Origin of the sequence: Geodermatophilus sp. CPCC 205761, assembly GCF_051383655.1 — a bacterium.
Classification (GTDB): domain Bacteria; phylum Actinomycetota; class Actinomycetes; order Mycobacteriales; family Geodermatophilaceae; genus Geodermatophilus.
Genome location: NZ_JALPKQ010000095.1, coordinates 1 through 5372, shown reverse-complemented (window position 1 = coordinate 5372; position 5372 = coordinate 1). Strand labels below are relative to the sequence as shown.

General features: G+C 60.1%; 2 rRNA genes. Both read right to left on the bottom strand.

Annotated features, from left to right (window positions below):
• Window positions 1–92: 92 nt before the first annotated feature.
• Window positions 93–3230, bottom strand: a 23S ribosomal RNA gene (locus MY526_RS26810).
• Between the two features lie 489 nt (window positions 3231–3719).
• A 16S ribosomal RNA gene (locus tag MY526_RS26805) occupies window positions 3720–5240 on the bottom strand.
• Together the 16S and 23S rRNA genes form the textbook arrangement of a ribosomal RNA operon.
• Window positions 5241–5372: the final 132 nt, after the last annotated feature.

Below are 5372 nucleotides of genomic sequence, written 5' to 3'. Positions count from 1 at the left end.
GGGGTGGGGGGCGGTGCGTGCGTTCAGAACCGCACAGTGGACGCGTGACATCTCTTTTTCTGTTTTCCTGGGAAAGGGCAGGTTGGAGGTGTGTGGTCAAGCCCTCGGCCTGTTAGTACCGGTCAGCTGCACGCCTTGCGGCGCTTCCACTTCCGGCCTATCGACCCGCTGGTCTGGGCGGGGGCCTTACCCGGTTGACCCGGTGAGAGACCTCATCTTGAAGCGAGCTTCCCGCTTAGATGCTTTCAGCGGTTATCCCTGCCGAACGTAGCCAACCAGCAGTGCACCTGGCGGTACAACTGGCACACCAGAGGTTCGTCCGTCCCGGTCCTCTCGTACTAGGGACAGCTCTTCTCAAGTCTCTTACGCGCACGGCGGATAGGGACCGAACTGTCTCACGACGTTCTAAACCCAGCTCGCGTACCGCTTTAATGGGCGAACAGCCCAACCCTTGGGACCTACTCCAGCCCCAGGATGCGACGAGCCGACATCGAGGTGCCAAACCATCCCGTCGATATGGACTCTTGGGGAAGATCAGCCTGTTATCCCCGGGGTACCTTTTATCCGTTGAGCGACACCGCTTCCACCTGCCGGTGCCGGGTCACTAGTCCCAGCTTTCGCTCCTGCTCGACCCGTCGGTCTCACAGTCAAGCTCCCTTGTGCACTTGCACTCGACACCTGATTGCCAACCAGGCTGAGGGAACCTTTGGGCGCCTCCGTTACATTTTGGGAGGCAACCGCCCCAGTTAAACTACCCACCTGACACTGTTCCTGATCCGGATCACGGACCGAGGTTAGACATCCAATTCGACCAGAGTGGTATTTCAACGGCGACTCCATCCACACTGGCGTGCGGACTTCACAGTCTCCCACCTATCCTACACAAGCCGAACCGAACACCAATATCAAGCTGTAGTGAAGGTCCCGGGGTCTTTCCGTCCTGCCGCGCGTAACGAGCATCTTTACTCGTAGTGCAATTTCGCCGAGCCTGTGGTTGAGACAGCTGAGAAGTCGTTACGCCATTCGTGCAGGTCGGAACTTACCCGACAAGGAATTTCGCTACCTTAGGATGGTTATAGTTACCACCGCCGTTTACTGGCGCTTGAGTTCTGAGCTTCGCACCCCGAAGGGCACTAACCCGTCCCCTTAACGTTCCAGCACCGGGCAGGCGTCAGTCCGTATACATCGTCTTACGACTTCGCACGGACCTGTGTTTTTAGTAAACAGTCGCTTCTCACTGGTCTCTGCGGCCGCCCACCGCTGCCCCATGCAAGATGGATGACGGTCAACGGCCCCCCTTCTCCCGAAGTTACGGGGGCATTTTGCCGAGTTCCTTAACCACAGTTCGCTCGATCGCCTCGGTATTCTCTACCTGACCACCTGAGTTGGTTTGGGGTACGGGCCGCTCGGAACTCGCTAGAGGCTTTTCTCGGCAGCATAGGATCATCGAATTCGCCGCACTCGGCTATGCGTCAGGCCTCACCCTGCATGCGACGCGGATTTGCCTACGTCGCGGGCCACACCCTTGCACCGGTACTACCACTCACCGGCCCGACTACCTTCCTGCGTCACCCCATCGCTTGCCTACTACCAGTCCGGATCCCGCGCTACTCCCGGCCGCCGGCACAAGTGCCGGCGACACGGTTTGGGGCGGTTAGCATCGCTGGGTTCGGCATGGGCGTTCCTTCGCGGGTACGGGAATATCAACCCGTTGTCCATCGACTACGCCTGTCGGCCTCGCCTTAGGTCCCGACTCACCCTGGGCGGATTAGCCTGGCCCAGGAACCCTTGGTCTTCCGGCGGGGGAGGTTCTCACTCCCCTCTCGCTACTCATGCCTGCATTCTCACTCGCGTGGCGTCCACGGCTGGATTCCTCCGCCGCTTCACCCGCCACGCGACGCTCCCCTACCCATCCACACACCTGGCCGGCGCCTGCAAGAGGCGACGACGGGCGTCGTGTGAATGCCACGGCTTCGGCGGTGTGCTTGAGCCCCGCTACATTGTCGGCGCGGAACCACTTGACCAGTGAGCTATTACGCACTCTTTCAAGGATGGCTGCTTCTAAGCCAACCTCCTGGTTGTCTCTGCGATCCCACATCCTTTTCCACTTAGCACACGCTTAGGGGCCTTAGCCGATGATCTGGGCTGTTTCCCTCTCGACTACGAACCTTATCGCCCGCAGTCTCACTGCCGCGCTCTCACTTACCGGCATTCGGAGTTTGGTTGACGTCAGTAACCTTGTGGGGCCCATCGGCCATCCAGTGCTCTACCTCCGGCAAGAAACACGCGACGCTGCACCTAAATGCATTTCGGGGAGAACCAGCTATCACCGAGTTTGATTGGCCTTTCACCCCTACCCACAGCTCATCCCCCAGGTTTTCAACCCTGGTGGGTTCGGTCCTCCACGCGGTCTTACCCGCGCTTCAACCTGGCCATGGGTAGATCACTCGGCTTCGGGTCTAGAGCACGCGACTGAAGATCGCCCTGTTCGGACTCGCTTTCGCTACGGCTACCCCTCACGGGTTAACCTCGCCACGTACCGCTAACTCGCAGGCTCATTCTTCAAAAGGCACGCAATCACCCCGCCCCCACAAGGGGGACCAAGGCTCTCACGGCTTGTAGGCACACGGTTTCAGGTACTATTTCACTCCCCTCCCGGGGTACTTTTCACCTTTCCCTCACGGTACTAGTCCGCTATCGGTCACCAGGGAGTATTCAGGCTTAGCGGGTGGTCCCGCCGGATTCACACCGAATTTCACGGGCTCGGTGCTACTTGGGAACACGCTCGGGAGAGACCATGTTTTCGTGTACGGGGCTCTCACCCTCTACGGCGACCCCTTCCAGAGGCCTTCCACTAACACGGTCTTTTCTGACTCCCCGCTCCTTCGGCAGAAGGAACAGAACGGTCCCACGACCCCGACCACACAACGCCTGCCGGCTATCACATGCGATCGGTTTAGCCTCATCCGCTTTCGCTCGCCACTACTCACGGAATCACGGTTGTTTTCTCTTCCTGTGGGTACTGAGATGTTTCACTTCCCCACGTTCCCTCCACACGCCCTATGTGTTCAGGCGCGGGTCACACCACATGACTGGTGCGGGGTTCCCCCATTCGGACATCCTCGGATCAACGCTCGGTTGGCAGCTCCCCGAGGCTTATCGCAGCCTCCTACGTCCTTCATCGGCTCCTGGTGCCCAGGCATCCACCGTGTGCCCTTAACAACTTGGCCACACAAAACCCACCCCGACCACCCCGCGAGGGGAGGATCCGGGGCGGGACACCTACAAGAAACTCTCTTCCAGAGAAAAGAAGATGCTCGCGTCCACTGTGCAGTTCTCAACGTACGACCGGTCGCCCTCCACCCGACCCCGCCAACCCACCGGGGCCGCGTCAGCGACCGGGATGGTGGTACAGGAAGCAGGAGGACCCCGCCGAGACAACCGACCACCCCCACCACCATGAGCGGCGGAGGGCCCGTTCCCTCAGGACCCAACAGCGTGCCTACGACCCGACCCCCCCGGCCACCCCGTTCCCCGCGCCACACGTGACGCCGTACTAGGAGCAGCCGCGGCTGCCGGCCGAACTGGTCAGCGTTCCACCCTCGAGCACCACCCCGAACACCCGCCGACACCCCGAGACTGGGGCGCCGATCACGGTCCGGGCGCGGCTCTGCACCACCCACCCCTCACGAGGGGCGCGGCGGCGAGATGCTCCTTAGAAAGGAGGTGATCCAGCCGCACCTTCCGGTACGGCTACCTTGTTACGACTTCGTCCCAATCGCCGATCCCGCCTTCGACGGCTCCCTCCCACGAGGGGTTGGGCCACCGGCTTCGGGCGTTACCGACTTTCGTGACGTGACGGGCGGTGTGTACAAGGCCCGGGAACGTATTCACCGCAGCGTTGCTGATCTGCGATTACTAGCGACTCCAACTTCATGGGGTCGAGTTGCAGACCCCAATCCGAACTGAGACCGGCTTTTTGGGATTCGCTCCACCTCACGGTATCGCAGCCCTTTGTACCGGCCATTGTAGCATGTTTGCAGCCCTAGACATAAGGGGCATGATGATTTGACGTCATCCCCACCTTCCTCCGAGTTGACCCCGGCAGTCTCCCATGAGTCCCCACCATCACGTGCTGGCAACATGGAACGAGGGTTGCGCTCGTTGCGGGACTTAACCCAACATCTCACGACACGAGCTGACGACAACCATGCACCACCTGTGCACGGCCCTTACGGACCCCCCATCTCTGGAGGATTTCCGTGCATGTCAAGCCTAGGTAAGGTTCTTCGCGTTGCATCGAATTAAGCAACATGCTCCGCCGCTTGTGCGGGCCCCCGTCAATTCCTTTGAGTTTTAGCCTTGCGGCCGTACTCCCCAGGCGGGGCGCTTAATGCGTTAGCTGCGGCACGGAGACCGTGGAATGGCCCCCACACCTAGCGCCCAACGTTTACGGCGTGGACTACCAGGGTATCTAATCCTGTTCGCTCCCCACGCTTTCGCTCCTCAGCGTCAGTTGTTGCCCAGAGACCCGCCTTCGCCACCGGTGTTCCTCCTGATATCTGCGCATTTCACCGCTACACCAGGAATTCCAGTCTCCCCTGCAACACTCAAGTCTGCCCGTATCGACTGCAGGCCTGAGGTTGAGCCTCAGGTTTTCACAGCCGACGCGACAAACCGCCTACGAGCTCTTTACGCCCAATAATTCCGGACAACGCTTGCACCCTACGTATTACCGCGGCTGCTGGCACGTAGTTGGCCGGTGCTTCTTCTGCTCCTACCGTCACTTGCGCTTCGTCGGAGCTGAAAGAGGTTTACAACCCGAAGGCCGTCATCCCCCACGCGGCGTCGCTGCGTCAGGCTTTCGCCCATTGCGCAATATTCCCCACTGCTGCCTCCCGTAGGAGTCTGGGCCGTGTCTCAGTCCCAGTGTGGCCGGTCACCCTCTCAGGCCGGCTACCCGTCGTCGCCTTGGTAGGCCACTACCCCACCAACAAGCTGATAGGCCGCGGGCCCATCCCCAGCCGATGAATCTTTCCACCACCGGCCATGCGGCCAGCCGTGAATATCCGGTATTAGCCCCAATTTCTTGGAGTTATCCCAGAGCCGGGGGCAGGTTGCCCACGTGTTACTCACCCGTTCGCCACTGATCCCCCACCGAAGCGGGTTCACCGTTCGACTTGCATGTGTTAAGCACGCCGCCAGCGTTCGTCCTGAGCCAGGATCAAACTCTCCGTAGATGAATTCGATACCGGGCAGAGAACCAAGAGCTAGCACTCTTGATGTCCATCAACCCAAAGAAACCCACAAAAGGGGTTGTTACTTGGCACTGACTTTCGGCACGCTGTTGAGTTCTCAAGGAGCGGACGCGC